The following is a 756-nucleotide window of genomic DNA, read 5'->3' on the forward strand; positions in this document are numbered from 1 at the left end:
GAACATCTGAATATCTTCGTCTGCACCTTTACGCATTTTGATGCTTTCCAGCACCCATATCGCCAGCTCTTCACCGCTGATCTTGTCACGCAGCTCTGGCGGCAGATCGCGGGTGTCAAACCGTCCGGCGATTTTGATCAGCGGTTTCATATGATTGCCTGTCTCTACATGGCTGGGGATCCACTGGAATTCCCTGGCCGACGGATTGCTTTTATCGCGGCTGGTATACAGTTCGCCTTTCATACCGCCCACCTCAATGGTTGTGCTCGGGAAGAAAAGTTGCAGCAGTTTGCCCTTGGAGACCCGGCTTTCCATTTCAGCCTCCTCACCTTTAAGGTAGGTTTCCACATCCACAGACAGGAACGTATTTGAGCCTTTACGCTTTGAGTGCCAGACCAAAGAATAAGACTCGTTCTTTTCCAGCCGACCCGGATAGTAGTGATATTCATTATCGAGGCAAAAACCTGGGGCGTAATGCGGGTAAGGTTTGTAGGTTATTTTATTGATGTCATCCATTTGTGCATCCAGCTTACGCTGGACCTGTTGGCGGAGTTGATCTTCTGGCATAGGGCGCGGGAGCTCAATGGTATTCCCGTTCAATAACATCCATTCATTCCTGTCTGTTACTTTTCTTAAATAAAAAGTTCTGAACATATACAGCCTGGCCAGAGAACTATTCCCATTGGTAGTATTAAGATATTCAACAATTACACGGGGATTACTATTCATATCCTGATGCGATATTTTACTTCCATA

The 756-nt window shown here is 46.7% G+C and carries 1 pseudogene; it reads right to left on the bottom strand.

The features are described 5' to 3' along the window. Nucleotides 1-606 (bottom strand): annotated as a pseudogene (locus tag M987_RS02725) (hypothetical protein); the annotation flags it as partial. Nucleotides 607-756: the final 150 nt, after the last annotated feature.

The organism is Enterobacter soli ATCC BAA-2102 (assembly GCF_001654845.1).
GTDB lineage: Bacteria > Pseudomonadota > Gammaproteobacteria > Enterobacterales > Enterobacteriaceae > Enterobacter > Enterobacter soli.